This is a genomic window from Ruegeria sp. BA12, from assembly GCF_056539625.1.
Window position 1 is genome coordinate 1 of record NZ_JBQFVF010000002.1, and the last position, 24,934, is coordinate 24,934.

Annotated in this window: 31 protein-coding genes and 2 tRNA genes; 17 read left to right on the plus strand and 16 right to left on the minus strand. The window is 53.0% G+C overall.

Features of this window, described 5'->3' with window-relative positions; genetic code table 11:
* Positions 1-342 precede the first annotated feature (342 nt).
* The 7 genes from ACR0B0_RS05455 (at position 343) to ACR0B0_RS05485 (ending at position 5,704) form a co-directional block, all read left to right on the plus strand.
* Positions 343-642, plus strand: coding sequence for a hypothetical protein (locus ACR0B0_RS05455; protein WP_170337109.1), 300 nt, complete (start codon positions 343-345; stop codon positions 640-642).
* A 243-nt stretch (positions 643-885) separates the two neighbouring features.
* A complete protein-coding gene (locus tag ACR0B0_RS05460; protein ID WP_480646775.1) occupies positions 886-1,305 on the plus strand; it encodes a hypothetical protein in 420 nt (139 codons plus the stop codon).
* A 55-nt stretch (positions 1,306-1,360) separates the two neighbouring features.
* Entirely contained in the window at positions 1,361-1,975 is a 615-nt protein-coding gene (locus ACR0B0_RS05465; protein ID WP_480646777.1) for a hypothetical protein, read from the plus strand.
* A gap of 408 nt (positions 1,976-2,383) precedes the next feature.
* Positions 2,384-2,557 (plus strand): hypothetical protein, encoded by a 174-nt coding sequence (locus tag ACR0B0_RS05470; protein WP_480458139.1) that lies wholly within the window; start codon positions 2,384-2,386, stop codon positions 2,555-2,557.
* A gap of 118 nt (positions 2,558-2,675) precedes the next feature.
* On the plus strand, positions 2,676-3,320 hold the full coding sequence (locus tag ACR0B0_RS05475) for a hypothetical protein (protein WP_480646779.1): 645 nt from the start codon (positions 2,676-2,678) through the stop codon (positions 3,318-3,320).
* 19 nt (positions 3,321-3,339) lie between these two features.
* Positions 3,340-4,773 (plus strand): hypothetical protein, encoded by a 1,434-nt coding sequence (locus ACR0B0_RS05480; protein ID WP_480646781.1) that lies wholly within the window; start codon positions 3,340-3,342, stop codon positions 4,771-4,773.
* A complete protein-coding gene (locus tag ACR0B0_RS05485) occupies positions 4,763-5,704 on the plus strand; it encodes a metallophosphoesterase family protein (RefSeq protein WP_480646783.1) in 942 nt (313 codons plus the stop codon). The genes ACR0B0_RS05480 and ACR0B0_RS05485 overlap by 11 nt, the downstream gene beginning before the upstream one ends.
* On the opposite strand, the gene ACR0B0_RS05490 is transcribed toward ACR0B0_RS05485, so the two are convergent.
* Positions 5,705-6,463 carry a DUF4956 domain-containing protein gene (locus tag ACR0B0_RS05490; protein WP_480646785.1) on the minus strand — a complete coding sequence of 253 codons (759 nt, stop codon included), beginning with the start codon at positions 6,461-6,463 and terminating at the stop codon, positions 5,705-5,707.
* Positions 6,464-6,817: 354 nt separating this feature from the next.
* Between ACR0B0_RS05490 and ACR0B0_RS05495 the strand changes: the two genes are divergently transcribed.
* Positions 6,818-7,612 (plus strand): SdiA-regulated domain-containing protein, encoded by a 795-nt coding sequence (locus ACR0B0_RS05495; protein WP_480646787.1) that lies wholly within the window; start codon positions 6,818-6,820, stop codon positions 7,610-7,612.
* 205 nt (positions 7,613-7,817) lie between these two features.
* On the opposite strand, the gene ACR0B0_RS05500 is transcribed toward ACR0B0_RS05495, so the two are convergent.
* From ACR0B0_RS05500 to ACR0B0_RS05535, 8 genes are all read right to left on the minus strand, one after another.
* Positions 7,818-8,126: a hypothetical protein gene (locus tag ACR0B0_RS05500; protein WP_480646790.1), complete on the minus strand. Its 309-nt coding sequence runs from the start codon at positions 8,124-8,126 to the stop codon at positions 7,818-7,820.
* A gap of 80 nt (positions 8,127-8,206) precedes the next feature.
* The gene (locus ACR0B0_RS05505; RefSeq protein ID WP_480646792.1) at positions 8,207-9,505 is read right to left on the minus strand and encodes an AAA family ATPase; all 1,299 of its coding nucleotides are present in this window, start codon (positions 9,503-9,505) and stop codon (positions 8,207-8,209) included.
* A 2-nt stretch (positions 9,506-9,507) separates the two neighbouring features.
* A complete protein-coding gene (locus ACR0B0_RS05510) occupies positions 9,508-9,999 on the minus strand; it encodes a hypothetical protein (RefSeq protein WP_480646794.1) in 492 nt (163 codons plus the stop codon).
* A 226-nt stretch (positions 10,000-10,225) separates the two neighbouring features.
* Positions 10,226-10,319, minus strand: a tRNA-Ile gene (locus ACR0B0_RS05515).
* 415 nt (positions 10,320-10,734) lie between these two features.
* Positions 10,735-10,962, minus strand: coding sequence for a hypothetical protein (locus ACR0B0_RS05520; RefSeq protein ID WP_480646796.1), 228 nt, complete (start codon positions 10,960-10,962; stop codon positions 10,735-10,737).
* A 245-nt stretch (positions 10,963-11,207) separates the two neighbouring features.
* The gene (locus ACR0B0_RS05525; protein ID WP_480646798.1) at positions 11,208-11,405 is read right to left on the minus strand and encodes a YgaP family membrane protein; all 198 of its coding nucleotides are present in this window, start codon (positions 11,403-11,405) and stop codon (positions 11,208-11,210) included.
* A 72-nt stretch (positions 11,406-11,477) separates the two neighbouring features.
* Positions 11,478-12,068: a Crp/Fnr family transcriptional regulator gene (locus ACR0B0_RS05530; RefSeq protein ID WP_480646800.1), complete on the minus strand. Its 591-nt coding sequence runs from the start codon at positions 12,066-12,068 to the stop codon at positions 11,478-11,480.
* Between the two features lie 221 nt (positions 12,069-12,289).
* Positions 12,290-13,135 carry a LysR family transcriptional regulator gene (locus ACR0B0_RS05535; protein WP_171621224.1) on the minus strand — a complete coding sequence of 282 codons (846 nt, stop codon included), beginning with the start codon at positions 13,133-13,135 and terminating at the stop codon, positions 12,290-12,292.
* 85 nt (positions 13,136-13,220) lie between these two features.
* Between ACR0B0_RS05535 and ACR0B0_RS05540 the strand changes: the two genes are divergently transcribed.
* From ACR0B0_RS05540 to ACR0B0_RS05555, 4 genes are all read left to right on the plus strand, one after another.
* On the plus strand, positions 13,221-13,688 hold the full coding sequence (locus ACR0B0_RS05540; protein ID WP_170592526.1) for a cytochrome c: 468 nt from the start codon (positions 13,221-13,223) through the stop codon (positions 13,686-13,688).
* Between the two features lie 94 nt (positions 13,689-13,782).
* Positions 13,783-14,610, plus strand: a complete 828-nt coding sequence (locus ACR0B0_RS05545) for a cytochrome c (protein ID WP_480646803.1) — start codon at positions 13,783-13,785, stop codon at positions 14,608-14,610.
* A gap of 165 nt (positions 14,611-14,775) precedes the next feature.
* A complete protein-coding gene (locus tag ACR0B0_RS05550; RefSeq protein WP_480646805.1) occupies positions 14,776-15,657 on the plus strand; it encodes a cation diffusion facilitator family transporter in 882 nt (293 codons plus the stop codon).
* A gap of 159 nt (positions 15,658-15,816) precedes the next feature.
* Complete coding sequence (locus ACR0B0_RS05555; RefSeq protein ID WP_480646807.1) at positions 15,817-16,686, plus strand: hypothetical protein; 870 nt, start codon at positions 15,817-15,819, stop codon at positions 16,684-16,686.
* A gap of 75 nt (positions 16,687-16,761) precedes the next feature.
* On the opposite strand, the gene ACR0B0_RS05560 is transcribed toward ACR0B0_RS05555, so the two are convergent.
* The 3 genes from ACR0B0_RS05560 to ACR0B0_RS05570 all read right to left on the minus strand — a co-directional run bounded on the left by ACR0B0_RS05560 (position 16,762) and on the right by ACR0B0_RS05570 (position 19,311).
* Entirely contained in the window at positions 16,762-17,409 is a 648-nt protein-coding gene (locus tag ACR0B0_RS05560; protein WP_170396307.1) for a response regulator, read from the minus strand.
* Positions 17,406-18,809 (minus strand): sensor histidine kinase, encoded by a 1,404-nt coding sequence (locus ACR0B0_RS05565; protein ID WP_480646809.1) that lies wholly within the window; start codon positions 18,807-18,809, stop codon positions 17,406-17,408. Before ACR0B0_RS05565 ends, ACR0B0_RS05560 begins: the two co-directional genes overlap by 4 nt.
* A gap of 103 nt (positions 18,810-18,912) precedes the next feature.
* The gene (locus ACR0B0_RS05570; RefSeq protein WP_170396303.1) at positions 18,913-19,311 is read right to left on the minus strand and encodes a MerR family transcriptional regulator; all 399 of its coding nucleotides are present in this window, start codon (positions 19,309-19,311) and stop codon (positions 18,913-18,915) included.
* A 99-nt stretch (positions 19,312-19,410) separates the two neighbouring features.
* On the opposite strand from ACR0B0_RS05570, the gene ACR0B0_RS05575 reads away from it, so the two are divergent.
* Together ACR0B0_RS05575 and ACR0B0_RS05580 are read left to right on the plus strand one after the other, a co-directional pair.
* Complete coding sequence (locus tag ACR0B0_RS05575; RefSeq protein WP_170396301.1) at positions 19,411-19,734, plus strand: hypothetical protein; 324 nt, start codon at positions 19,411-19,413, stop codon at positions 19,732-19,734.
* Between the two features lie 4 nt (positions 19,735-19,738).
* Positions 19,739-19,957: a GDCCVxC domain-containing (seleno)protein gene (locus tag ACR0B0_RS05580; RefSeq protein WP_480646811.1), complete on the plus strand. Its 219-nt coding sequence runs from the start codon at positions 19,739-19,741 to the stop codon at positions 19,955-19,957.
* Positions 19,958-20,356: 399 nt separating this feature from the next.
* Here the strand turns inward: ACR0B0_RS05580 and ACR0B0_RS05585 are convergent.
* The 4 genes from ACR0B0_RS05585 to pdxH form a co-directional block, all read right to left on the minus strand.
* Positions 20,357-20,433 (minus strand) — tRNA-Pro (locus ACR0B0_RS05585).
* A 43-nt stretch (positions 20,434-20,476) separates the two neighbouring features.
* Positions 20,477-20,944, minus strand: coding sequence for a DUF192 domain-containing protein (locus tag ACR0B0_RS05590; protein WP_170505766.1), 468 nt, complete (start codon positions 20,942-20,944; stop codon positions 20,477-20,479).
* Between the two features lie 6 nt (positions 20,945-20,950).
* Positions 20,951-21,457, minus strand: coding sequence for a cold-shock protein (locus ACR0B0_RS05595; RefSeq protein WP_174818762.1), 507 nt, complete (start codon positions 21,455-21,457; stop codon positions 20,951-20,953).
* A 142-nt stretch (positions 21,458-21,599) separates the two neighbouring features.
* The gene (gene pdxH, locus ACR0B0_RS05600) at positions 21,600-22,205 is read right to left on the minus strand and encodes a pyridoxamine 5'-phosphate oxidase (protein ID WP_170348818.1); all 606 of its coding nucleotides are present in this window, start codon (positions 22,203-22,205) and stop codon (positions 21,600-21,602) included.
* 135 nt (positions 22,206-22,340) lie between these two features.
* On the opposite strand from pdxH, the gene fabI reads away from it, so the two are divergent.
* From fabI to ACR0B0_RS05615, 3 genes are read left to right on the plus strand one after another with little or no spacing between them, the layout of a single operon-like run.
* The gene (gene fabI, locus ACR0B0_RS05605) at positions 22,341-23,147 is read left to right on the plus strand and encodes an enoyl-ACP reductase FabI (protein ID WP_170348819.1); all 807 of its coding nucleotides are present in this window, start codon (positions 22,341-22,343) and stop codon (positions 23,145-23,147) included.
* Between the two features lie 4 nt (positions 23,148-23,151).
* Positions 23,152-23,661: a xanthine phosphoribosyltransferase gene (gene gpt / locus ACR0B0_RS05610; RefSeq protein ID WP_170348820.1), complete on the plus strand. Its 510-nt coding sequence runs from the start codon at positions 23,152-23,154 to the stop codon at positions 23,659-23,661.
* 27 nt (positions 23,662-23,688) lie between these two features.
* Entirely contained in the window at positions 23,689-24,864 is a 1,176-nt protein-coding gene (locus ACR0B0_RS05615; protein WP_170348821.1) for an aminotransferase, read from the plus strand.
* Positions 24,865-24,934: the final 70 nt, after the last annotated feature.

Consider the following 24,934-nt stretch of genomic DNA (forward strand, 5'->3'; position numbering starts at 1 on the left):
GCCCGATTTGTCGGGCCCTTCCGACTGCTGGAGTGAGTGCTGGCAGTCGGAAGGCACTTTACAATGATTGAGCGTTGGGAGGACGCGATGCCCAAACTTAACGTACTCGCCCTCTTTCCAGAGTTTGCTCTAGCATTTGCTAGTGACGTCATTCGGCCTTCACACGTTATTGTCGGCCCCGATAGTCAACGAAATATCGTCCCGCCGACCAAGCCCCCCGCGGCAAGTTTTGGGAAAGGTATTCACAGGATGGAAGCATGTTCTGTCGGGTACTCAGACGCGAGAGCTTCAAACAAGCGCATCCAATTTCACTAATTTCAAGGGAACCAGAGGGAGAAGAAAATGTCTAACAAGATGGTGATGATTGCAGGCGCGACATGTTTCGCACTGCTTGCGGCCTGCGACGATACGAGTACATCAAGCGCGTCCGCCGAGCTCACGCCGGCTCAGCAGGCGTGTTTGCGAGATGTAGCCAATACGACAAACAATTCGCAAGTCGTGGTGCTCTCATCCGCGTTTAGCGAGGCGGGAACACAGGTCACTGTAGGCGTTGGCGAGGATCGTGCTCCTTGGAATTGCATTGCTTACAGTGATGGCGCGACAGCTGGTATCGAGTTCCTGGGCGACGAAGGCGCATTGTGATCTGTTTGGTGCGCAGCTGAATACGGCTGCGCAGTACTGGCTTGATCTGCTGAGGCTCGACTTGGTTTGTAGAACCACCATCATCGTATTCGCGGTCTTGTACCTGTTGGCGTTGGTTGCATTCTTGACGGGCACGTTCGGCTGGTTGGGACAGGAACCAGACCCTTTGTCCGGAGTGTTCCTGCTGCCGTTGGGACTACCTTGGATACTTGTAGCGGACTTAATTTCGGAGTCCGCCAAGCCGTGGTTCGCGGCGATTGCACCGGTGCTCAACATTTTGGCGCTGGTTTTCATTTGCAGGTGGGCTCGCAGTTTACACCAGAAATGAAGGAAGAGCTCTGTCTCACCAAAAGGGAGGAAAACATGGGAAAAGTGATCTTGGGAATTGTGATCGGGCTCGTCCTCGGCGTGGTTGGGGCGATGACCTTGGGTGGCGGGGCCGCGGTAGGTGTCGGCGTTGCGACAGGCTTGTCCGCCGGTGTCTGCTCCACATTGAAAGGAGCACAAGCCGAAAACCTGATCACCGCCGAGCAAGCGGACCAGATCCTGAATCGCGTGAATTCCGAGATGGCGTCAATGCAAGGAATTGAAACGACGGGCGAGATCGTCGGCAGCGCGCAGGCATGCGATGAATTTCTGTCAAAGTTACGAGAAGCGAAGTGAGGTTTCGCTTTGTAAGGAACAAACCTCTAAGGACAAGCCAACAGGGAACCATCTGATGAAACTCGTTTTACTCAAGCTCCTCACACCCATGTTCGCAATCGCGGGCACAGCTGCTTTTGCAATGTCAGAAGCTGACGACGCTTGTATCGACCATTTGCGGCAGGTTGGTGGACCAGACGGTCAATCAGGTACGATTGAAAGCTCTCAGTTCTCGGAAGCTGGTACGCTCGTTATGCTGCGTGATGCAGGTGGAACACTTTGGCGCTGCATCGCTTACAAGGATGGAAGCATCGGCGAGATGTCGGTTGTCGAAGCCATGGATGATGGCGGTGGAGCCATGGACGGTGCCGCCGGGTCTACCGGTAGCCAGCGTGTCAAATTCGATGCCGGGTCCACCGGTGTCGAACTCGTCGGCCAACTCGCGCCCGGCGCCTCTCAACAATATGTCCTTGGCGCGCAGAACGAACAGTTTCTGTATGTGCGCGTCGCGCCACGAAACGGGTCGTTGGACTACGTCATTCGCAACCCTGATGGCTCGGAGCTTCTGGAGTTGATGTCGGCGGACAAGGAATACCGGGGCCAGCTTTGGCAATCTGGTGACCATGTCGTTGAAGTTATTAACCGGGGAAATGCGCAAGTTGACTACAACGTCATATTTGGAATCGAGTAAGACCACGCGTGAGTTGCACTGGATTTTTGGATTGCTGGAGACCAGAAAGGGAGAGAAGAAATGAGAACCAATCTATCGCTGCTTGGAGGCGCAGTTTGTGCCCTTGCTTTGGCGGCATGTGACGATAACGGGGGATCAGTGGATACTGGGTCGCCAACCGTCGGCAGTTCAAGCGACCTTTCGTCTTTTGAAGGTGCGCGCGCCGGTCAGGCTGAAATGGGCATCCAAAGTCTCGGATTTGAACTCATCCGAAGCGAAGGTCTGACCTCGTACTGGTTCAACCGGAATACAGGCGCTTGCGCGCGCATTACTACATCTGAGGGTCGGTATTCAGATGTCACCATGCTTCCTTCCTCCGACTGCTGAATTTTGTCCGGATTAGTTTATAAAAGTGAAGGAGGCTGAGAAATGCACTTCGATCTTGCACACGCTGTGGTGACTGTTGCAGCTTTGATAGTCACAAACCTGGCATTGAAATCTGCCGGGGTGATCAACGAAGAAAACAAACACCAATGGAACTGGAAAGTTGTTCTGGCCTACTTCGTAGTCGTCTTTCTCATCAATCTGGTGTGGCCAATTTGAAACTTCAGGATGGGAAGCCAACCGCCCACCTTACATGGTTACCGTGAACGAGCCTCTCCGCGGGAATCCCGGCAAGAAAAGCGTAAGCATCGCTGGCTGAAAACAGAAAGGAATACGCATGCGGTTTTTGACGTCCCTCATATTCATTGGTGTTCTTGCAACCGCGGCGAATTCTGATGTGACCAGTCGAAACGGTGGCCCAAGCCACAGTCAAATGCTTTCAAAGGGTGGCGACGGAGGAGTTGATGGTGTCGCTTTTTTTCGCCCAGTCTTAAGCGGAGTATTGTATCGCTCTGGTTTTAAAGGCGGCGACAAGGACCGAACGGGCCTGAGTGAAGGACAACGCGAAACTTTGTGCGGTGAAGGGTTTTCAACCGGGTTTTATGCCGACTTTGGCAAAAACACTGAGTACGGTCGCACCAGTTGTGGAAACGGATCCTTTGACTATCAAAGTGCCAGATCCTCCCGACCCGGTGCTGTCATGGCTTCCATACACGAGGTGATTGAAAACCCTGGAAAAGGCCCTGTCTTGGTGCACTGCATGTGGGGCGTTCATTCCTCGGGGGCATTGTCGGCAATGGCGCTCGTTCAGTTCTGCGGTTGGACGGAAGAAAGGGCCAAGGAATATTGGAATGATGCCCGAAACGGGGCCCCATGTTCAGGCGGATGCGACAAGTGGATTGACGCAAAATTCTCCAACTTCCGTGTCGACCCAAAGTTGAAAATCTCCACCGAACAACAGGCAGTGATTTGCCCTAAATGATACCAGGAGGACTATCCAAATGAAGTTCAATCTTCTGGGGTCACTTGCTTTCATTGCACCTACTGTCTTGTGGGCGAACGACGATGTTCTCGGTGAAGCCACGACATTTGATAGTCCCAACGGCGTTACTGAACGCTGTATTCGGATCGAAAAAGTTCCAACGGGCGAGTATCGAAAAAGCGATCTTGAGGAAGAAACGGCCTATTGCGAGATCGATTTCTATGCCTCCGAAATTGCTATTTGCCCAAAAACCTGGAGCACCAGCCCAGGAATGGCCGTCTACGATATTTCGGAAGGACCTTACGTAGGGAACCGTTCTGAATTCGAGAGAAACGCTTGCAAGGAGGGGAAGGCAGCAAAAGATCTGGCCAAGGATAGGGTGGCTAAATTCAAGTCCACCATGAACCAAAAGGGCACAAGTGGAACGTTTTCCACCTCGTCGCTGCTTTACTATCATTTCTCCAGATATTTCGACGCGACTGTCAAAGTTCCAGTCGCCGTGTGGCGCAGCATGGACGCCCAAGCGCATTTTTCCGAAGTCGCAGAGCCTGGCCTTGCGATTTCTGGTGGCTCTCATGGCGGGCGCATGAACCATGAAGGCTGGCGGGTCTTCATGGCTGCGGATGTCGATCCGAACTCATACCAACCGACCGACGATTTGTTCACCTCGGATAGAACGCAAATATACGGTGTTCTGCTTGACAGTCCTGGGCATCGATATGGCTCAGAAATCAACGGCACCCGCAAATCTGGTTGGGGAAAAGGACAAAACCGTGATTTTCAGGAAACCCCCGCTTTCTTGGCTTTGCGTTCTTCAAAACCATTGTCAGAGGCAATCGCAGAGGGCGTCGGAGAAGGAAGAAAAGACCGGATGATCAACAAGGATCTCGGTCCCGATGTCAGCGACCAACAGATGGCATTTTGGATGCAAGAACTCACCGAGATTGTTCTCCTCGATTTCATCTTTAGCCAGCAGGACCGCGTAGGAAACATAGACTTCACACCCTATTGGTATTGGGTCGAAGACGGAAAGCCGAAGCATAAGAAAGCCAAGCACCATGAGCCAAACGATGGAGACGTTCCCGCCGACGCATTATTGATCCGTCGCAGCAATCTAAACGACAACGATGCTGGCGGGCGTGTCGAGTATGCCAACTTCGCGAAATCTACTCAAATGCTGGAGAAAATTCGTCACTTCTCTCCAAGCACGTATCGGCGCTTGGTTGCATTGAATAGTGACCTTCAGTCCCAAGGCCCGGTCTACGGCTGGTTGTCGCAAAGCTTTGGGTTGTCAGACAGTCAGATTGCCCAAGTTGTGAAAAACACCGCGCTGGCAACATACATCCTCCAGGACAATTGTTCTAATGGTGATTTGATGTTCGATTTGGATCCTGTCGCATTCTTTTTGAGAAACGACACCGAAGTGGAGGCCGTGAACTGTAGTGACCCGTAAGCTTTCTACGCTCTTTGCGGCATTCATTTGGACCGCTCTGGTCGCCTGCAAAGCGGCGGCATTGGATGTCATCGTCATATCGGATCTGAATGGCAGCTATGGTTCGGTAAGATACGATGCCCGCGTCGACAAAGCGATTGAGCGGATAGTCGAGATTGATCCAGATCTGGTTATTTCGACCGGAGATATGGTTGCGGGGCAGCGCATTCCCAACTTGTCCGACAAACAGGTCAGGGATATGTGGAAGGCGTTTCACAAGGCCGTATCAGATCCTTTAGCGGCTGCCGGCATTCCATTTGCGGTCACGCCAGGAAACCATGATGCCTCTGCGTACCGTGGGTTCGAGCGGGAAAGAAAAATATATGCAGAGGAATGGACTCCGAGAAAACCAGACGTCGACTTCCTGCTTTCAGATGACTACCCGTTCTTCTACGCATTTGAGATGCAGGGCATTACGTTTGCGTCTCTGGATGCAACGACCCTAGGACCCCTATCCGGTGACCAGCAGGATCGCCTACAGGAACTGGGTGCAGACGGAGACCCGATTGTCACTTTCAGTCACCTCCCACTTTGGCCATTCGCGATCCAGCGCGAACGCGAAATCATCGGCGACCCAACACTTGAAAAAATCTATTTGGAAAGCGGTGTCGTTCTGCATCTGTCAGGCCACCATCATGCCTTCTATCCAGGTTGGAAAGACGGTGTTGCTTACGTCTCCCAAGCTTGTTTGGGAGGTGGTCCCCGACGGCTTATCGGCTCAAAAGCCAGATCACCTCACAGCTTCACTCATGTTACGTTTCAGCCAAACGGAGAATTTGGGATAGCAGTATATCGAGGACCTGATTTCGAAAGGTCGGTAAACTTCAAGTCGCTTCCGAAAGAGATCAGATCCCCGAACGCGGTGTTGAAACGTTTGGACCTTGTCAAATGACTAGAGGTTGAGTTTCAGTTCAACTTTTTCAGGAACCAGATCGTTTATCATCTCTTCTATCCGGGCTTCTGAAAGTCCACCCGAGGTGATGAAAAGCAATGAAACGCGAGATTTTCCGGGGACGTGGTGTTTTCTGACCAGCTTCCATCCAGCGTCTGCGGCCATAGCTTCAATGGCGCCGCTGACGTTCAATGAGTGCTCTTCGTCTGAGGCCTTCAGGGAAACTTCGACACCCCTGTTGCGTCCGCCTAGCCAAATGAAACACCAACACACAATCGCCACCAGAGTGGCCATCAGCGGCAAGCCCAAACCGACCGCAAGACCAAGAACCGTTACGATAATCATTTCGACTGTATCGACCGGGTCATCCAGATTGGAGCGGAACCTGAGCAACGCGCCGATGCCAAAGATAACGAAACCAATCATTGACCCATGTTGAACAACGAGGAACCCTACGGCCATTCCGATCAGCGCGTACAGGAAAAACAATCGGGGCATAACCAGATCGCTGACACTTCGGCGCGCTTTACGTCGTACGGGATGATAGACAATCAAAGCGGTCAAAATGATCGTTACGATGACGTCCAGTGTGAAAAAGTAGAGTTCCTGCTTGCCGCGGAACTGAGTCCAGCTTCGTTCAATTACTATCTCTGACTCGGATGTTCCTGCAAGCAAGGAAGCAGGATCAATCTGAGAATAGCTAACACTAGGCAAAAGCACAGCCAAAAGGACCGATGCAATCGAAAATAGCTTACTCAACAGTCTTTTCCTCCCGCTGAATCGTCGAATAGTCGCTCTGTAGTGAGTAACTTGGCTTAATCGCTCAACACCTCACGACTAAGCCGCACTCCCATAGACCAATTCAACCTTATGAATTTAGTTCCGGTAAAGCCTTGCTGGATCAGACATCATACTTCCGCCAAATACTGTGTTAGGTTGGACAACATCGATTTTTGATCGAGTATGAACTAAGTCCAAATGAACGCAGGTTTTACTCGAATGAACCAGCCAAATGATCGGCACAAACGAAGAGTTGCAAAGGTAATTTGCGCGAGCCTTGCTGTGGTCGCCAACGTTTTTGCGTTAACGAGCCCAGTGAGAGCGCAGACTGATATGTTGGAACTTATTGAGTCTTACAAAGTGGCAGATAAATCAGCGGGCTTTTCTGAGCCATCCGGATTGTCGCTTTCCAGTGTTCATGGATTCTTGTGGGCAGTAAGCGATGAAGCATCGAAGCTGCACCTTCTAGGAGTAGATGGAGAGCTAAAGAGTTCGTTCAAACTTCCAGAATATCTGGGCACAGACTTGGAAGGTGTCGCTGGAAGAAAGGATGGGTCTGTATTGCTGTTACAAGAAACTGACCGATCCATCGTAACGGTCCAAACCACAGACCCAATCAAAGTCAATTCTACTCCAATTTCTTCACTCAGGGGCTACGGCAAAGTTGCTGAAATGCTTGCTGAGAACCCTTTGAACAAGGGACCGGAAGGGATCACTGTAGATCGAGACTCTGGGCGAGTGTTCGTAGTCATTGAGGGTCAACCAAGACTACTGCTCATCATTTCGCCAGAGATTGATGAGATTGTCGAAGCAGTTCCATTAACGGCTGAGGCTGGTTTTGTTTCATCTCGTGCCGGCGATGACGAACTAGACATCAGCGGGATCGCCTGGTCCGGCAAGACTAGGTCTTTATGGATACTCAGCGATGAAGGGCGCCGAATATTCGTTTTTGATCCTGAAGTTTTGACGGTCAGAACTATCGACTTAGTTTACTCCAAAAAGGATGAAGTAAAGGGAGTGAAGAACCCTGAGGGGATAGCTTTGGATGAAAGTGGTGGCGTTCTCTACATCTTGACCGATGATGAAAAAAAGTCACGCCTCTACGCATTTGATTTACCGCAAATCTGACAACCGTAAGAAACTCACACCGGCTTGTCGCATTCAATCGCAGAAAAACGAAATGGCCACCTCTTCCCGCATCTCGGGAGTTGCGAATCCCAGTATCGAATGTCTGGTTTGGTCTGAGAGCGGGCATATATCTTGGAGAAGGCAGTGTAAGATTTGATGCGCTCTGTAGACTTTCATTCAAGACACGACGATAGCCCGGTATTCCTCACACACTTTGCTCTGCGAGCAGATCCAGTAGTGCATTTTGCCGGCGGACCATTCGTTCCAGTTCCGCTGCCATTTCTTCTTCTTGCACCTTGGCTTCACGAAGTTCACCTTCGAGTTCGGCCACTCTTGCCGTTTCGCTCGTCGGGGTGCGCTCATAGAAGGCGATTAGTTCGAGAAAGAGAGCGGTTTTGGCTCCTTTCCCATGGCCTGCAAACTGGACGGCCAGTGCGCCAAAATGCTCGAAGATATCCTCCAAGACCATGAACTGGAGCGGTTTAGTTGCAGTATCGGGCTTTGATGACGTCATAGGTTTATCCTAACTATTCTGATGTGCTCTCATTCGGTTTTGCCGGGAGAGCACTTTGAATTGCTTCCTCGCCGGGCGGATCATGCCGACGGCAGTTCTATCGATTTCTCATGGAGGTATCCGTGCACCAGCCGCCCCAGAATGCGGATGGATTTATGCACCTTGTACGTGTCAGCCAGTGCTTCGACCTCGCCGATATCAAGCGAGAAGAACTCCCGCCTGAGACCGTGGTCCGCCGCATATCCACCGACGAGACTGTTAATGATCGCAGGCACCTGCTCTTGCGTGGGTTGCGGGATCTCATAAACCTTGCAACGGCTCCGCAGCGGCGCCGAGATCTTGTCCAGCACGTTTGCGGTGAAGATCCAGTTCACATGTGATGCATCGACTTCGGTGGTCAGGTATTTTTCCCGGTAACGCCTGGCTTCTTCGGGCTCCAACAGACCCAGAAGCTCGCCCTGGATATCCCCATTTCTGCCGGAATGGGTCTTGTCAATCTCGTCCAGGATAATGACTGGGTTTAAAACGCGTGCCGAAGCGACGGCCTGCGTTACAATGCCCGGATGAGCGCTGTGCCATCCCGCGGACAAACCGAACAGATGATTTTCCGAAATACCGCCCACATTGGCAGACTGGGCGTATAGCCCAAGTGTCTTGCAAAGCTCCCTCGAAAACTTGGTTTTGCCGATACCAGGAGAACCAACCAAAAGCGTCGGTCGGAACCGGATAACATCGGATCCCATGCCCCAATTCAGTTCGATGTCGTGAACAATACCGTCGACGGCACCCTTGCAGTGCGGGAAATTTGTTGTCAGCAAGCGAACATTCTCAAGGTGATCCGGAACTTTGAGGCGCGCGAACTGGCCACTCCATTCAACCAACTCCCGGATGTGTTTTGGCATTTCGTTTTTGAGATTGCGCGGCAGGTAGTCAAAGTCGCTTTGGCCGATGAGGTAACGCGCGTCGAGCTTATCGGAATCTTCTCCAGACTCACGATCCTCTGCCAACTTCGTCTGGTAGTTTTTGACAAGTAATTCAGCGACCTGGTGCCAGACATCCATGCTGGGCATCTGGTTGATTGCATATGCCGCGAAAGATGTCGGGATCGGATCGTCTGATTTCAGCTTGTCGATTTCGGTTTGGCGCCAATCTGGATCGTCCGTGTCGGCATAGCATACTGCTTCAGCACCTCGGCATTTGATCACCTTAAACGCGTCTAGGGCGGACTGGTGATCGATAATGCGCGCCTTGAGTTCGTCCCATTCACGCTTGTCTCCAACAACTTCGACAACGCGGCGCACAACGTCCTGGAACTCCCAGTCGAACCCCGAGAGCCGTCTGACTTCAGCGTCTTCCCATTTCCGTTTCTTGAGCACCATTTCTACAGTCCTTTGGAGACGCAACACGGACACCGATGACCGGTTGCCTTCCAGGCAATCTGCCCGACATAGCCACAGCTCTGACACCGGAGTGGATCGTCCGGCAGGTGTTGGGTGTTGAACTTGGGCTTCGACTTGCCGGTGTTGTCCGCCATGCGGTGCATGCACCAGCAGCACATGTTGACGATCCAGGCATCGATGATCTGCGTCCGACAGCTGTTTCCGCACCGCTCACAACTTCGATTGGCCTCAGTGATCGCAGCCACAATGTCCGAATCCTGGTAGCCGTCGGTGTTCGCGCGGCTGTAGTAGATACGCAGCTCGCCAAACTTTTGCTTGATCTGATGAACCTCGGGGGCAGGCTTTTTTCGCTCAATCGCGCGCTTCTTGACGCGCTCAAGCGCTTCTTCGACGATCCGGATCCAGCCCTGGCACTCCTTTCCGAGTTCACTGACGACGCCGTTATGGATGTCATCCCAATCAATCACGGACATAACTGCCTCCCGTTTCTCGACGGTGATGCAGGGGCAACTTGGTCCCGTATTCACAGATTGTGTCCGCAACCAAGTCTCGGAACATGGACCACCAGAGAGTTGGTCCCGTTGCGCGCAGGTGCTGTTTACATTCCTGATTGTTTTGTTGGTGGGTTGCGTTCCTAGGAAGCCAACCGAATTCATGCTGAGTCTTACTTTCCGGCACAAGAAATTCCTCCTTTGAAAATGGTAGGAGGCGTCGGAATCGAACCGACTCGTGCACTCTAATCTGGAGCTATCACAGGGGTATAAGCCCCGCCCGCATACCAATGCTGCCTCCCACGGGTTTCGCGTGGGCTATCGACCTCAGGCCGATATTCGGTGGCAGATGATGCGTGCGTTTGACATACGCTAAGGCTGGTCCAATTCCTGTGCCCACGTCAAGACGGAAACTGAAGCGCCAAAAGAAACTACCTATAATAAATTGAAAATAATAACTTATTTCCATCAACATATATACGAATATTCAGTTTGAGTACCAGCTCACATGACTTCGCTAAGTGAGGAATCGACCGATCCTGATGCTCACATAATTCTTGCTTGCAGCGTCAGGAAAAAACACCCTAAGAACGCTTGATGCGAGTAGCGTTGGTTGGTTCCGCAGATTTAGAAATAGAATCGACTGGAACGAAAGCGAGCGTGCTACTCAAGGCTTGGATGGCTTGAGGATCCTCCATCACAAAGAAGATGAAAAAGTCATTCGTCGTCGTATTCGGCGAATTCCTTTCGAATCCTTTTCTGATATTCGATGTCATCAACAAGAATTGCTCGGGTCTTGGTCTTATCTAAGAATACTTTTTCAATTTCTTCGTCTGTAGCCGCTTTCGGCTCTTCGGGCAGCCTTCGCCATGTCAGCCAACATACTGCTAACCCAAATACTCCGATGCCGACGACGAAGATTGAAATGATCTGATCAGGCTCCATTCGCTCGTTTTATCACAGCCATCCTGAGTAGAGAAAGAACTTGCGTACGAACAACCCAAACCGGACATGCAAAACTAGACCCTGCAAATGCGGCTTCAAGGGACGAAGCGGTCCTACGAGGTTGGCAAGATTCTGAGATCGTCCTCGGTCAATGTGGCACTGCCGACGCCAAGGCGAACTTGGCTTCAACTTGAGCTTCTATGAGGGCGTGACGTCGCCCCCAATACCGAGATATGCAGCTTCCATTAGTTCGTTTTCATGCTGCACGTCTTGATCCCTAGAGCGGAATAGATCGGGCAAACGCCAACTAGACCTGTGATGAGTGGGATGATGCCAATAAGCCCCCACTTCGTCTGAGGGCCGACAAAGATCAAAGACAGCAGCACAAGGCCGAGAATGATACGCAGTGAGCGATCAAGTGTTCCTTCATTTCTGGACATCATTAAATCCTCCTTGGTTGATTGATGCCCAATTTTAACCTTTTGCGTCGTCGACAGACGGTGACAGAGTCACCGCTAACCTGCGGCAACATGTTCCAGTTCCTTGCGATCAAGTATGGCGATGCCGTCCTCATGCTGCTTTACCCAGCCTTTCTTTGCGAACTCCGCCAATCTGCGAGAAACGTAAGCGCGACCTGAGGCTGTTTCGCTTGCGAGTTCGGAGTGGGTTGCTTTCACCCTGCTGTCTGAAGACGCAAGCCTTATCAACGCCTTGGCGAGCCGCGCATCGAAGTTCGTAAGCGCCACATCTTCAATCAACTGCTGGTACTCCGAAAACCGCGAGGAAACGGACAACATAATCATATCTCGGAACTCAGCGTCCTCGGCGAGCTTGTTTCGAAACTCGTGCGCTAGCACGAGTTGCCCGGTCAGGTCGGACTCTGCAACACCTTCGGCGCCGTAGGCCTCGCCCTTTATCAGGCATGACAAAGTCTGGAGGCATACGTCGCCCGGCGTGACACGATAAAGCACCACTTCGCGTCCGCTCGGGCCTGTAAGCGTTACACGAATTGATCCCTCTGACAGAATGATGAAGCCTGGACATGCTTGACCTGGTTGAAAGACTGTTGCGCCCCGTGACGCGGCAAAACTGCGGAGGATACTCATTCTCGCAAATCTCCCAAATTCCCGAAGATTAGAAACTTGTGAATCGATCAATTCAAGCCGGATCGCCTTAGATTCTTCTCGTGTGCAGTTTGGGCTCAGTTTTGCCGTTCTCCGCAGCAATCATAATTGATTGGAGCAGCCCAATGCGAACGTTTCCGACTGGGCTTTGCAAACTTGGAAAGCCAAAAAATTAAGAACCCGAAAGTCTCAGTTGCACAAAGTCACTTAGCTAGCGCTTCCGATATGCGTTCGACTAGTGCCTTCTGAACTACAGCAAACCTTGGAGTTTGCGAGATTTCTTCTAACGTTGCGACCCACAGCGGAACCTCGATCTTAGGATTCACGTCCTGTGACCGTTTAAGGCGGGTATCCACGTCGCCAAAAAATGACGGCAGAAAGGTTTTACCCGCTCCCGAGGCCGCCATCTGCTGTAGCACCAGAAAACTGTCTGCTCCATTGGTCATTTCGTCGGCGCTTACATTCTGCGCCAGCCATTTGGCAGGAAGTGAACGACTCAACGCCCCGTCTAGCCTCATCCACCTGCGATTGGGGCTACCATCGTCAAAGACACCGAAGGACAGCGTTCCTGCACGCTCCCCGATCAGCCCTTCCCCGAGCTTTATCGAAGGGCGCACAGCAATGTCTGCTGTCAGTCGGGAAAGATCATGGTGGCTGTTCTGGCTTAGCAGAGTCAGGTTCAAACCTGGGTAAAGGCGTGAGATTTCGTTGAGTATTCTAGGGAGAACAATCTGACAAAGACTATCGGTAGACGTAATTCGCACGTGACCCATAGGAGACCGGTTTGCCCCGACAACCGCTCGCTCCACCGACAGCACTGCGTCTTCGACGCTTTCCATTGCAGAAAAGATCGCACTAGCTTCGGGCAGAACGGAATATCCTGACGGGTTTTTTTGAAAAATCCGGCAGCCATTGCGCTCTTCGAAAGCGGCCACTCTGCGCAAGACTGTGGCGTGCGTGACGCCCATGGCCGTTGCGGCTGCATTAAGTGAGCCGTATTTGCTTACCGCCAGCGCGTATCGAATGTCGTCCCAGTTTTCGTTGTTCATAAATTAACAAGAGACGACCAATAACAAACAATTACAAGAAAATTCGTTCAAGATAGCATTCGGGCATTGAACAGGGAGACACATCATGATGAAGCAGTTCTCAATCTTCGCAGCGGGTCTTTTGTCATTGGCCGCAATTGGCACAGCCATCGCCCACGAAAGTGAAAACCCGGCTGTGAAAGCTCGAACCTCGATTATGCAGCTCTATGCCTTCAATCTTGGTACGCTTGGCGGCATGGCCAAAGGCGAGGTGGATTATGATGCCGAGGCCGCAACACGGGCTGCAAACAACCTTGTTGTGCTAACACAGATTGACCAATCAGCGATGTGGCCCCAAGGATCTGACAATGTATCCGATCCGTCCACCCGAGCGCTGCCGGCAATCTGGGAAAACTTCCCTGACGTTGGCGCGAAAGGGCAGGCCATGGCAGACGCCGCTGTTGCTATGCAGGCTGCGGCTGGCCAAGATGTTGATGCCCTGAAAGCGGCTATGGGCGATCTGGGTGGAAGCTGTTCGGCATGTCACAAAGCGTACAGAGCACCGAAAGACTAAATGGTAGAAAGCTGTGAAGCGGTTTTTCCTTTTCACTGCTTTCTTTGCAATTTTGGTTGGGTTGGCCGGTTTGGTGCTGACCCGACCACAAAGAATGGATCGATCTCAACTTGACGGTTTGAACCCAGATCTCGCCAGAGGTGAAATCGTTTTCCACGCCGCAGGATGCGCATCCTGTCATTCAGCGCCGCATGCGGTTGGTGAAGAAAAGCTCCTGCTCTCCGGTGGTCGCCGGTTTGAGACGGAATTCGGCACGTTCATTGCTCCCAACATTTCCAGTCACCCAGAAGTTGGTATTGGGTCCTGGTCTGCCCTTGATCTGGCCAATGCTCTGATCCATGGGACCGGACCAGAAGGGCAGCACTATTTTCCAGCGTTTCCCTATACATCTTACGCCAACATTACGGCCGAAGACGTTGTTTCGCTCCATGCATTCCTCAGCACCCTGCCAGCGTCCGAAGCCGAAAGCGTCTCGCATGAGGTAGGTTTTCCCTTCAACGTTCGGCGCGGATTGGGTGGATGGAAGCTCTTGTTCATGTCGTCAGGTTGGGTGGTCGAAGGTGATCTGACCGACCAACAACGACATGGCCGATACTTGGTGGAGGCTCTTGGCCACTGCGCCGAATGCCATACGCCACGCAACGGCTTAGGGGGTATGCAACGCGATCTCTGGTTGACGGGAGCGCCAAACCCCAGCGGAAAGGGACGTATCCCGGGCCTGACCTCAGACCAGCTTGATTGGTCTGAGGCTGACATCGCCGAGTACCTGAAATCCGGCTTCACACCGGATTATGACAGCGCAGGTGGTGAGATGGTGGACGTCATCGAGAACACATCACGCCTCACAGACGAGGACCGTTTGGCGATTGCCGCCTATCTCAAAGCTGTTCCTGTTTCGTCGACGGGGCTTCCATCCGAGTAACAGTCTTTTGGCGCCATGCTGCGGGGACCAGATGCTGTTGCCGGTCGCCAGTAGGAAGCTTTGAGGCCTATTCCCTTTTCACCAAACACCTGTTTTACGTTTTGAACATCGGAGCTCACCAATCACCCGAGTTTCTGTTCATGATTGACTGAGGGTCGTGGCCGAATGACACAAAAAATCGCTCTTTGGTCCATTCCGATATCCATTGCCGTACTGGCTCTGAAACTGTTGGCGTGGTGGCTGACAGGCTCGGTGGCGTTGTTGTCGGACGCAATGGAATCTACCGTGAACGTCGTTGCGGCGTTGCTGGCATACTTCGCAGTTCGGGTTGCCAATAAACCCCCTGATGAAAACCATCCGTTTGGTCACAAAAAGGCCGAGTATCTTTCCGCTGTCGTCGAGGGCGTGCTGATTGTGCTAGCGGCGTTCTTGATCATCAGAGAAGCCGTACTGGCGCTCCCGAACCCGCATCTTGAGGATGCACCGCTTCTTGGAATCGTCGTCAATGTTATTGCAACGGGTGTGAATGGCGCATGGGCTTACCTATTGCTCAAAATCGGCAGGCGGGAGGGTTCGCCTGCATTGGAGGCAAGCTCCCGGCACATTTTCACAGATGTCATGACCTCAGTTGGTGTCATCGCAGGGCTGATACTTGCACTTGTCACCGGCTGGCTGATCCTCGATCCGATTTTGGCAATTCTCGTTGCACTGAACATCTTGTGGGAGGGCTGGAAAGTTATTCGGTCGTCCGTCGATGGCCTGATGGATGTGACACTTTCGGACCATGACTTGCAGACTGTTTCCAACGCAATCGAAGCAAATCTCGGCGCAGCCTTAGAGTACCACGACCTTAAAGGGCGCAGATCTGCGAATGTCATCTTCGTGGAGTTTCATCTTGTTGTGGACGGCACTATGCCAGTCAGTGCCGCGCACGATATATGCAATGACATCGAGGACGAATTGGATCGTTTGTATCCGGGCTCCGTCTTTGTCATTCACCTCGAACCTGATGACGAGTTGAAGGGTGACGGGGTTTACTCCCACTAAACTGGTCACAGGGCTCAGCAAAAAGTCTATTGGTTTGACCGATCTGACTAAGACGTTCGGCTTGAAATTCGTCAGACCTAAGCCCGATGTGGGAAAGCCGAACCAGAAGTAACCTGTCTTCAATGTCACGAAGCGTGATGATCAGAATTGGAGGCGAAAATGAAAATTCAAAGAAAGCTGGGTCAACTTCTTAGTACTGTGGCGTTGGCTTCGTTGATCGCGGCGACACCTTATGTGCCAGTGTTCGATGCCGATGGTCGCCTACATTTTGAACCGTCCTATGCCTTTGCCAAGAGCGGCAAGGGGAAAGACGGGGATGGTCGCGACGATGATCGGGATGATGATCGTGACGACGACAGAGATGATGACCGGGACGACAACTCGGGGTCGGGTAATAGCGGCCGTGGTGGTGACCGGGACGATGATCGTGATGACGATAGAGACGATGATCGCGACGACGACCGAGATGATGATCGTGACGACAATTCGGGATCAGGCAAAGGTGGTCGCGACGACGATGATGACGATGACGATGACGATGACGATGACGATGATGACTCGAAACGCTCCAATAGAGGCAGCGGAAAGAAGGATCGGTCTCAAGCAGGGGGCAAGTCGTCGGGTTCGGCTGGGATAACAAAGGTCGAAACAAACGCCAGCGGCATTGAAGTACGTTACGCCGACGGAACCAAGGAGGAGATCGAAAACGGGCGGTATGAGAGAAAGAATGCGCAGAACCGAACTGTTGAGGAGCGCCCCGCGACCGGTGCTGACGTCTCAAGGCTTCGGTCATTGGCGAATGGTATCTCAATCGACAACGTACGCTCTTCTGGTCAAAGCGGCACTGCTGGAAGTCGACCCACGAAAATCGAACGCCAGGGCAACAATATAGAAGTGAACTATGCCAATGGTTGGAAAGAGGAGATCGAGTTTGGGCGCTACGAGTTGAAAGACCCGTACAACCGGACTGTTGTTGAAAGAAACGCAACCGCCTCTGATCGTCGGAGGTTACAGTCGGTTGCCAACTGAACTGCAACTTTAGTCAAAAATCCGTTGGCGGCGCCTCTTAGTGAGGGGCCGCCATCGTCGTCAAAGAGCCCGCAGTTAATCTCCCTTGTTCCAAACATCATGGGCAATGAGCGCGGCCTCTACCCGATTTCGCGCATGAAGCTTCGACAGGATTGCCGTCATGTAGTGCTTCACGGTCTTTTCCTGAAGGTCTAACTCGTCAGCGATTTCCCGATTACTCAGCCCTTTGGCCACACGCCTCAGAATTTCTTCTTCACGATGCGTAAGGTCATCGAGAATGCTGCTGCTAACAGACATGCCGGTGCCAGCGTTGATTTGAAGCAATACCCGCGAGGCCAAGCCTGGAGATACGAATCCTTCACCTGCGGCGATGCTGCGTAAGGAAGCGGTTAGTTCGCTCGCGGTTACTCCCTTCACAATGTACCCAATCGCGCCCGCCTCCAAGGCGTCCGCGACATCGCTGCTGTTTTCTGAAACCGTCAAGATTGCAATGACGGGCGGATTTGCCATTGCCGCAATTCTACGTGTCGCGCTAATCCCGCCACCGGGCATCGAGAGGTCAAGAATGGCTATGTCCGGCTGATGCGTGCCGACCAGCGACACTGCCTCTTCAGCGTTGGACCCAGCGGCCAAAACTTCGAAACCATCTGCTTCATTTAACGTGCGTTGTAAACCATCCCTAAATATCGGGTGATCATCAGCTATTACGACAGATGTAGTCATGATGTGCCTAACCTTCTGGGAAAGAGTGTCATAGAAATGGTCGTGCCCTCACCCGGTCTCGATGCGACTTCGAACCTGCCGCCAATACTCTCGACCCGATCCCGTAAGCCCATAAGCCCCTGGCCACCATCATCTCGCAACGTGGTTTCTTCTGACCTGTCAAACCCAGGTCCGTCATCTTTGACCTTCACAACTATGCAATCGTGCTGCGCCTCTGAGATAACAGTGCACTTGGAAGCCGGAGCATATCTCGCGGCATTGGAAAGCGTCTCCTGAAGGAACCGAAAAATGCACAGCTTGCCGGACAATGACAACTCCGGAGCCTGAATACCTTGGAACGAAACATCGGGTCGCAACGGGCTGTGCTCCGAGTGATCTTCTACGGCTCTCTTCACAACATCGACGAGCGACAGGCTGTCGATATCTGGCGCGGACAGCCCTCGCGATATTGCACGAATTTCAGCCAGAGACTTTTGCAAAGACTGCTGAATTTCCTCTGCCTCTTTAGGCCTTTCGGCCTCTTGGGAAAACGCCGCCTCCAGTCTTAGTGCCGCGAGCGACAGGTACTGCGCAGGACCGTCATGTAGCTCGGCACCGAGTTTCTTGAGGAACCGATCTGTTTGCGTGGCATATCTTTCTGACGCGTCGACTACAAGCGACCGCAGCCGGGCATTCTGCTCGGCCATCCTCTCACTTTCTGTCAGGCGCTGTTTAAGAAGAGTCCCCTGTCGTCGAATTGTTTTGTCACCAATTGCGACGATGGAATACAAAACAATAGTACTTGCCAGAAATGCGGAACCGACGACCAACCAACTTGTTCGCCTGGCCTTGGCTAAGTCTAACTCAAGCTGATCAGCTCTTTCGTAGAACTCCGCAACTGCGATGATTTCGCCGGACCAGAGTTCGCGGATGGGGCTGTAAACTTCAAGCAGTGGTATCCCCAATGACGCCTCGGCGGCGCTTTCGGCATGATCAAGCTCTTCGAAAGAGCCGGAGATGTCACCGCTCCACGCCCGCCTTAAGTCATCCGTTGGATTGAAACGGTTTCCAATGATGTCTGTATCCGAGGCGTGGGCAATCACACCACCTTGTTTCCAGAATTTGTAAGAGACAATGCGGTCACGCATTGGCTGGGTCATGAATATCTCGTCCAGCGCCAGGCTCGCCTGCTCAGAAAGGCGGTCGCCATGAGCCAATTCCTGGCTGAGCGGGGATACTACGCTTTCCATATATAGAGCCGCAGAGTTGGCGGAGTTTTGCACGACTGCGTTCTGGATTCGATTTGACACCCAGACCCCGACGATTGCAGTAGCAGTGCCCATCACAACGATGCTGGCCGCAAGAAACACTCGCGACAACGACCAATTGCCAATCGTCAGGTCAGTTACTTTCACTCTCATCGTGAAATCGACTATGAACTACAATCTGTTACCGCACCACAGACCTTGGTCTGACGCGATCTGGCCAAATCTCAGATACTTTGATTCCGCCCAGCGGCCAGAGTCAGATATCATCCATCGTTCTCAGTCTTTGCAGCATCGGGCATTGAACGTTTCCGCTATCACAATTGGCCGTAAGCTCACTCAAGGCGTGCTCCAGACGTCTGAGTTCATCAATCTTGCTTTGAACGCTGGCAATGTGTGCCTCGGCCAGTTCTTTCACTGACCGGCAGTCTTCGGCACTTCCTTCTGACAACTCCAAAAGCGCCTTTGCGTCTGAGAGAGGAAACCCCAGGTCGCGGCATTTCTTCAAAAATCGAAGTCTTCCCACATCGCTTGCTGAATAGAGGCGACGATTGTTCAGAGCTCGCGCGGGTCTTGGTACGATACCTTCGCGCTCGTAATAGCGGATGGTTTCTATTCCAACCCCGCTTTGCCGGGAAGCCTCACCTATCGCAATCATGTGAAGTACCTCCGCTTGATCCTGTAGTTACTACAGGAGTTATACGTTCTGAATGCCGGTGCCTCAACACATTCAAATCGAGCACCCAGGGAGCGAAAGATGAAAAAATATGTGACCCTCAGCTACCTGGGATCGGTTTCAGCTCTGGGGGTCGCGACATGCTGTGTTCTTCCAATGGCCATGATGTTGCTCGGCTTAGGTGGCAGTTGGTTGGCGATATTCGGAAAAATAGCGGCAGCAAGCTACTATGTTCTCGCCATCTCAACAGCGCTGGTCGCGGTTTCGTGGTTCGTAGCGCATCGAAACGGGACGTTGGCAAATCTGAAATGGTGGCTTGTTGGAAGCACCGCGACTACCGCGTTGGCGTGGGTCATCGTGTTCAATGAGGCTCAAATCAACGATTATCTAATCATGCAGATGTGAGACAATGACGAGACAAACTTTGGTGCTGGATAGCACTTTGACCTGCCCTCGGTGTGGGCACGTTGAAACCGAGAAAATGCCAACTGAGTCGTGTCAGTGGTTTTATGAATGCAAATCGTGCAAGGCAATCTTGAAACCGCTAGAAGGCGATTGCTGTGTTTTTTGTTCCTACGCAACTGACTCGTGTCCGCCAATTCAGTTAGGTGACTGCTGTTGTGGATAAGCGGGCCGCAACCGCAACATCCGAGAAAGGTGTTGATTGTCCGCATTGGCTCGTAGGCCAAAGTCTGCAAAGTCTGGTTTCTGCGCTTAGCCGCTGTTGGAACTGATCGCAGAGAAAGTCCAAAATTATACTACCTAGTAAAGGAAAAAATGCAGCAGTCTTTTGTACTACCGCATACAGAACACTGAAAAGTCCTCCAAGAACAGATAAGTCGAATTCTATGCTCAAAGAATCAGGGATCAGGTTCAGATCTCTACCCCACTTTTTCCCAGCTTTTTTTGGGTGTTCCAGCGCCCGCCCGCGTTCGTCCCCGTTCAACGTAGTATCGGCGGCTAACCCTACGAAGCCAATTAAGACCTTGGTAGGTCATTGTTTTTCTCGAAGAACAGCTATGAGAAGTGGTCGGGGCGGCAGGATTCGAACCTACGACCCCCTGTACCCAAAACAGGTGCGCTACCAGACTGCGCCACGCCCCGGACCGTGCGCCTTCCTAACGTCGCCATTCTGATTTGAAAAGCCCTAACAGGGCCAAATTGCAGGACCTTGCGAAAAAATTTCGTGCTGCATCTGTGTTCCTGGGGTGATCAGGTAACGCGCCGCCAATCCAGCGTTGATTTCCAGGACTGCATACACCGAATCTCCGCCTTCGATCAGTGATTCATCCCCGGGAATCGCGTTGTCATGCACATGAACAACAGCGCCTGTACGATCCAGAAAAATGATGTCCAAGGGAATCAGCGTGTTTCTCATCCAAAAGGCGACTGGCTGCGGCGGATCGAACACGAACAGCATTCCAGACCGTTGCGGCAGCGACTCGCGAAACATCAATCCACGCGCCCTATCCTGCGGACTGATTGCAAGCTCGACGTTGAAACTGACCTGAGTTTTGTCGTTCCGCAGCCCGACACGATCCACCTGGCACGCAGCCAGCACGTTACCGGCCCACAGCATTGTCACACTTGCAAGAACCGTTAACAGTCTGATCATCTGGTATTATTCGTCCAGTGCAGCTTCCCAGGCCAGGACCTGAGCCGCCATACGCCCGCGTTTGCCATTAATGACGCGCATCGCCAACGCTTCGCCTGGTTGCAAATCAGCCAGACCAGATCGGCGCAGCACCTCGATATGCAGGAAAACGTCTTCGTCCCGACCAAAAACATTGGCAAAGCCAAAACCCTTGCCCTTGTCGAACCATTTCACCCGCGCCGCTTCCAAAGGAGCCTCGGCGATCACAACCGGATCAAGTTCCGCGAAATCCGCCAACATCATTGAGTCGGTGCGCGCCGGTGGGTCTACGCTGACAACCTCAACCGCCTGAACGCCGCGGTCAGTGCGATGCGTCATGATCTCGATCCCGGCGCCATCGGCGACCGAGCTTTGACCAAAGTTACGTAACACGTTCACATGCAACAGAATATCCGGGCCACCTTCGTCGGACACAACGAACCCGTACCCCTTAGCGGGGTCAAACCATTTCACGTGTCCTCGAACGCGGTACATATTGTTCAGGTCTTCCGGCACAGCATTCCTATCGCGAAAATTAATAGTTCGTTAAGGGTCCGATGTGTATGGGATTGGCTCGCAAATTCAAGCTGAAAAAATCCTTTGATTTCTTTGTGTTGCATTTCACGATACGCGAATGTCATGGATTCAACCTTTGTACATCCCATGCCGAGTCTTCCTGATCCCGGCGCCACTGAAACCTGTCGTGCAACCGGAATGCACCATCGGCCCAAAACTCAATCTCGCTCGGCACTAACCTGTACCCGCCCCAGAACGGTGGTCGCGGTGGGTTCGGCCCTAATTTCGCGGTCACCTTTGCAACTTCTGCCATCAAAGCAGCCCGGCTGCTAAGAGGCTGAGACTGTTTCGAAGCCCAAGCCCCAAGACGGCTTTTTAGCGAGCGCGACGCATAATATTCATCGGCTTGCGCCCCGCTTTCGCGGGTTATTGTACCACGAACACGGATTTGCCGCCTCAATGATTTCCAATGCATTACAAAAGCTGCTTTGCCCGCCGAATTCAATTCGGCCGCCTTGGCACTTTCGTAGTTGGTGTAAAATACAAAGGCACCGGATTCGATTTCTTTCAACAGCACCATACGCACGTTCGGCATGCCGTCAGAATCGACGGTTGCCAACGCTATTGCATTGGGATCGTTCGGTTCGCTGTCTTTGGCCTCACCCAGCCACCGCCCCGCTATTTCAAACGGATCGGAGCCAGCGAAGATGCCGTCACGCTCGGTCATTTCCATCCCCCGGAAACTATTATTGGCCACCCTAGGGCGAGAACCCGCTGCGGGCAAGAGTACGCGGCCTTGATGCAGCGCATCCAATGGCATAAACCAACGCAACAAATCGCGAAGACAGGCGGAGAACCAAACATGTCAAATCAGTTGATGGCCGGCAAACGCGGCCTCATCATGGGACTGGCCAATGATAAATCGATCGCATGGGGCATTGCCCGCGCTTTATCCGATGCCGGGGCCGAATTGGCCTTTTCCTATCAGGGCGATGCCCTAAAAAAGCGGGTCGATCCGCTGGCGGCGCAGCTGGGCAGTGAAATTGTTCTTCCCTGTGATGTGGGTGACGAGGACTCGATTGATGCTCTGTTCTCGGAATTGGAACAGAAATGGGGCAAGCTGGACTTCGTGGTTCACGCGATTGGTTTTTCCGACAAGAATGAGCTGCGTGGTCGGTACGTCGATACCAGCCGGGCGAATTTCAAGCTGACCATGGATGTTTCGGTCTACTCTTTCACCGCCGTCATGCAGCGTGCGGAAAAGATGATGTCCGAAGGCGGCAGTGCAATCACTCTGACCTATTACGGTGCCGAGCAGGTTATGCCGCACTATAACGTCATGGGTGTCGCCAAGGCCGCGCTGGAAGCATCGGTCAAATATCTGGCCGAGGATCTGGGCAAAGACGGTATCCGGGTGAACTCGATCTCGGCCGGTCCGATCAAGACGCTGGCAGCCAGCGGTATTGGTGACTTCCGCTATATCATGAAGTGGAACGAGTATAATTCGCCCCTGCGCCGCAACGTGACCATCGACGATGTCGGTAAATCAGCGCTGTATCTGCTGTCCGATCTCAGCAGTGGTGTCACGGGCGAAAATCTGCACGTAGATTCGGGGTATCACATCGTCGGTATGAAAGCCGTCGACGCCCCGGACGTTGAAAAGGGTTAACGCAATGAGCGCCAAGGACCGTCTGCCTCACGAAAAAGGCTTTCACATCAGTTGGGACCAAATCCATCGCGATTCCCGTGCTCTGGCATGGCGGCTGGATGGTCAAGGACCGGACGACGGTGCTTGGCGCGCGGTTGTTGCGATCACACGCGGTGGTATGGCCCCAGCCATGATCGCCAGCCGTGAGCTGGACATTCGCACCGTCGACACGATTAGCGTGCGGTCCTATCACCATCAGGAACAAGGCGAAGCCGAGGTGCTGAAAGCCCCTGATGCCGATCTGATGGGTGATGGTGAAGGCGTTTTGATCATCGACGATCTCGTCGACAGCGGCAAAACACTGGAACTGGTGCGTGCGATGTACCCCAAGGCGCATTTTGCCACTGTCTATGCCAAACCCAAAGGCCGCCCGATGGTGGATACGTTCATCACCGAAGTCAGCCAGGATACGTGGATCTTCTTCCCGTGGGATATGGCCCTGCAATATGTCGAGCCCTACCGCGGCACAGACTGATCTTTTCCTGAACATCTAGGATCTCGCATGACCCGGACACGCACCGCCGCCACCTTCGCCCCACCGGTGATGGAGGCGCGGCGCTGGCTGGAAGGCGCGAATTTCCCTGACGACCAGCCTTTGATCAATGTCAGCCAGGCCGCGCCGGTCGATCCGCCCCCTTTGGCCTTGCGTCAGGCCATGGCCGAATTTGCGGTGACCGAGGATCGGGCCCATCTGTATGGGCCCGTGCTGGGCAATCCGGATCTGCGCACCGAACTGGCGGTGCAAATTGGTCAGCACTATGACGTCGAGGTCGCACCGGATCAGGTCGCAATCACCTCGGGCTGCAATCAGGCATTTGCCGCCACAATCTCGGCTATCACTGACGAAGGGGATGAGGTCATCCTGCCAACCCCATGGTATTTTAATCACAAAATGTGGTTGGACATGGCCGGGGTACATGCCGTTGACCTGAAGACCGGTGATGATCTGTTACCTAATCCTGATGCCGCCCGCGCTTTGATCACCGACAAAACCCGCGCCATCGCTCTGGTGACGCCGAACAACCCGGGTGGTGTGGAATACCCGGCCGATCTGGTGCGCGCGTTCTACGAACTGGCCCGTGAAAACGGTCTGCGCTTGCTGGTCGATGAGACCTATCGCGATTTCGACAGCCGCAGCGGCCCGCCGCATGACCTGTTCGCGCAGCCCGGCTGGGACGAGACGCTGGTTCACCTCTATTCCTTTTCCAAAGCCTATCGCCTGACCGGCCACCGGGTTGGTGCCATTGCAACCGGTGCTGACCTGCTATCCGAGGTAGAAAAATTCCTTGATACGGTGGCGATCTGCCCCGGTCAGATCGGCCAATTCGCGGCCCTTTGGGGCATGCGGAACCTGTCGCAATGGGTCGCCGGAGAGCGTGACGAAATCCTCGATCGCCGCGCGGCTATCCAAGAGCAGTTGCCAAACCTGACTAACAAGGGTTGGCGTCTGTTAGGCTTGGGCGCCTATTTCGCCTATTTCGAACATCCGTTCGATATCCCCTCGGACGAACTGGCCCGCCGTCTGGTGGCGGAGGCCGGCATCCTTCTGCTGCCCGGAACGATGTTTATGCCGCCAGATGATCCCGCCGGAAAACGCCAGATGCGCATTGCATTCGCTAATCTCGACCGCGCCGGTATTCAGCAATTGTTCGAACGGTTGCAAGCCCTGTCCTTCTGAGCTTGCCCCCCGGCGGTGCGCGTCGTATTCAGGGCCGCAACCGACAGGGCAGTTCCTTGCCACAAGATTA

Excerpts from the sequence above, each read along its gene's own strand:
- ACR0B0_RS05455 (WP_170337109.1), top strand. The coding sequence starts at position 343 with ATGTCTAACAAGATGGTGATGATTGCAGGCGCGACATGTTTCGCACTG.
- ACR0B0_RS05465 (WP_480646777.1), top strand. The coding sequence starts at position 1,361 with ATGAAACTCGTTTTACTCAAGCTCCTCACACCCATGTTCGCAATCGCG.
- ACR0B0_RS05470 (WP_480458139.1), top strand. The coding sequence starts at position 2,384 with ATGCACTTCGATCTTGCACACGCTGTGGTGACTGTTGCAGCTTTGATA.
- ACR0B0_RS05475 (WP_480646779.1), top strand. The coding sequence starts at position 2,676 with ATGCGGTTTTTGACGTCCCTCATATTCATTGGTGTTCTTGCAACCGCG.
- ACR0B0_RS05480 (WP_480646781.1), top strand. The coding sequence starts at position 3,340 with ATGAAGTTCAATCTTCTGGGGTCACTTGCTTTCATTGCACCTACTGTC.
- ACR0B0_RS05495 (WP_480646787.1), top strand. The coding sequence starts at position 6,818 with ATGTTGGAACTTATTGAGTCTTACAAAGTGGCAGATAAATCAGCGGGC.
- ACR0B0_RS05500 (WP_480646790.1), bottom strand. The coding sequence starts at position 8,126 with ATGACGTCATCAAAGCCCGATACTGCAACTAAACCGCTCCAGTTCATG.
- ACR0B0_RS05505 (WP_480646792.1), bottom strand. The coding sequence starts at position 9,505 with ATGGTGCTCAAGAAACGGAAATGGGAAGACGCTGAAGTCAGACGGCTC.
- ACR0B0_RS05510 (WP_480646794.1), bottom strand. The coding sequence starts at position 9,999 with ATGTCCGTGATTGATTGGGATGACATCCATAACGGCGTCGTCAGTGAA.
- ACR0B0_RS05520 (WP_480646796.1), bottom strand. The coding sequence starts at position 10,962 with ATGGAGCCTGATCAGATCATTTCAATCTTCGTCGTCGGCATCGGAGTA.
- ACR0B0_RS05525 (WP_480646798.1), bottom strand. The coding sequence starts at position 11,405 with ATGATGTCCAGAAATGAAGGAACACTTGATCGCTCACTGCGTATCATT.
- ACR0B0_RS05530 (WP_480646800.1), bottom strand. The coding sequence starts at position 12,068 with ATGAGTATCCTCCGCAGTTTTGCCGCGTCACGGGGCGCAACAGTCTTT.
- ACR0B0_RS05535 (WP_171621224.1), bottom strand. The coding sequence starts at position 13,135 with ATGAACAACGAAAACTGGGACGACATTCGATACGCGCTGGCGGTAAGC.
- ACR0B0_RS05540 (WP_170592526.1), top strand. The coding sequence starts at position 13,221 with ATGATGAAGCAGTTCTCAATCTTCGCAGCGGGTCTTTTGTCATTGGCC.
- ACR0B0_RS05545 (WP_480646803.1), top strand. The coding sequence starts at position 13,783 with ATGGATCGATCTCAACTTGACGGTTTGAACCCAGATCTCGCCAGAGGT.
- ACR0B0_RS05550 (WP_480646805.1), top strand. The coding sequence starts at position 14,776 with ATGACACAAAAAATCGCTCTTTGGTCCATTCCGATATCCATTGCCGTA.
- ACR0B0_RS05555 (WP_480646807.1), top strand. The coding sequence starts at position 15,817 with ATGAAAATTCAAAGAAAGCTGGGTCAACTTCTTAGTACTGTGGCGTTG.
- ACR0B0_RS05560 (WP_170396307.1), bottom strand. The coding sequence starts at position 17,409 with ATGACTACATCTGTCGTAATAGCTGATGATCACCCGATATTTAGGGAT.
- ACR0B0_RS05565 (WP_480646809.1), bottom strand. The coding sequence starts at position 18,809 with ATGAGAGTGAAAGTAACTGACCTGACGATTGGCAATTGGTCGTTGTCG.
- ACR0B0_RS05570 (WP_170396303.1), bottom strand. The coding sequence starts at position 19,311 with ATGATTGCGATAGGTGAGGCTTCCCGGCAAAGCGGGGTTGGAATAGAA.
- ACR0B0_RS05575 (WP_170396301.1), top strand. The coding sequence starts at position 19,411 with ATGAAAAAATATGTGACCCTCAGCTACCTGGGATCGGTTTCAGCTCTG.
- ACR0B0_RS05580 (WP_480646811.1), top strand. The coding sequence starts at position 19,739 with ATGACGAGACAAACTTTGGTGCTGGATAGCACTTTGACCTGCCCTCGG.
- ACR0B0_RS05590 (WP_170505766.1), bottom strand. The coding sequence starts at position 20,944 with ATGATCAGACTGTTAACGGTTCTTGCAAGTGTGACAATGCTGTGGGCC.
- ACR0B0_RS05595 (WP_174818762.1), bottom strand. The coding sequence starts at position 21,457 with ATGTACCGCGTTCGAGGACACGTGAAATGGTTTGACCCCGCTAAGGGG.
- pdxH (WP_170348818.1), bottom strand. The coding sequence starts at position 22,205 with ATGACCGAGCGTGACGGCATCTTCGCTGGCTCCGATCCGTTTGAAATA.
- fabI (WP_170348819.1), top strand. The coding sequence starts at position 22,341 with ATGTCAAATCAGTTGATGGCCGGCAAACGCGGCCTCATCATGGGACTG.
- gpt (WP_170348820.1), top strand. The coding sequence starts at position 23,152 with ATGAGCGCCAAGGACCGTCTGCCTCACGAAAAAGGCTTTCACATCAGT.
- ACR0B0_RS05615 (WP_170348821.1), top strand. The coding sequence starts at position 23,689 with ATGACCCGGACACGCACCGCCGCCACCTTCGCCCCACCGGTGATGGAG.